Annotated in this window: 2 tRNA genes and 2 rRNA genes; all 4 read right to left on the bottom strand. The window is 50.5% G+C overall.

Annotation, left to right across the window (positions count from 1 at the left end):
• A 23S ribosomal RNA gene (locus AC50YG_RS31840) occupies positions 1-506 on the bottom strand; the annotation flags it as partial.
• 295 nt (positions 507-801) lie between these two features.
• Positions 802-877: transfer RNA gene (locus AC50YG_RS31845), tRNA-Ala, on the bottom strand.
• A gap of 30 nt (positions 878-907) precedes the next feature.
• Positions 908-984 (bottom strand) — tRNA-Ile (locus tag AC50YG_RS31850).
• A 117-nt stretch (positions 985-1,101) separates the two neighbouring features.
• A 16S ribosomal RNA gene (locus AC50YG_RS31855) occupies positions 1,102-1,199 on the bottom strand; the annotation flags it as partial.

Here is a 1,199-nt window from a genome sequence, read left to right on the forward strand (position 1 = left end):
CTGCTTCACTATCGGTCACTAGGGAGTATTTAGCCTTGGCAGATGGTCCTGCCGGATTCCGACGGGGTTTCTCGTGTCCCGCCGTACTCAGGATCCGTCTCGGAGAGTGTGCGCTTTTGGCTACAGGGCTTTTACCTCTTATAGCGGGCCTTTCCAGACCTCTTCGCCTAACACACACCTTTGTAACTCCATGTGAGACGTCCTACAACCCCAAGGAGCAAGCTCCTTGGTTTGGGCTAATCCGCGTTCGCTCGCCGCTACTGACGGAATCACTTTTGTTTTCTCTTCCTCAGGGTACTTAGATGTTTCAGTTCCCCTGGTATGCCTCACTCTAACCTATGTATTCAGTTAGAAGTAACTGTCCATTACGACAGCTGGGTTTCCCCATTCGGAAATCCCCGGATCAAAGCCTGCTTACGGCTCCCCGAGGCAGTATCGTTGTTCGCCACGTCCTTCTTCGGCTCCTAGTGCCTAGGCATCCTCCGTGCGCTCTTATTAGCTTAACCAGTCGCTACAGTATGCTCGATGTGCTGGCCGTTGTCCGTTCCACCTTGATCCTGCAGTTGCCTGCCGATCAAAAGTTTACACTTCCAAAAGTCCATCCCATTCGACCATACTTTCGCTTGCAGTTAGAACAAAGGGCAAGAGCAAACCGAAGTTCGTTCCTTACTTTGCCTTCCTGCGATATTTCTCGCTAAAGGATGTTTCGTTCTTTGCTTTCGCTATCCAGTTTTCAAGGTGCAAGTTTTGTTGAACCTCTTCTGCGTGTAAACATCAGAAAAGACACAACGATTTTCTTTTTGGTGGAGCCAAGCGGGATCGAACCGCTGACCTCCTGCTTGCAAGGCAGGCGCTCTCCCAGCTGAGCTATGGCCCCATAAATGGGTACCGACTCAAAAGTCGATAATGGTGGGCCTTAGTGGACTCGAACCACCGACCTCACCCTTATCAGGGGTGCGCTCTAACCAGCTGAGCTAAAGGCCCAAAGTTTGATTTTCTTGGTTTCCTACCTGAAAGAGGATTACTCTTTCAAAACTGACAACGAGTGAGCGTTACACTGCCTGTGTATCCGATTATCTACGTAATCGGGTATTTCCTTAGAAAGGAGGTGATCCAGCCGCACCTTCCGATACGGCTACCTTGTTACGACTTCACCCCAATCATCTACCCCACCTTCGACGGCTGGCTCCTTGCGGTTA

The sequence above is a fragment of the Paenibacillus sp. J31R34 genome, assembly GCF_059383715.1.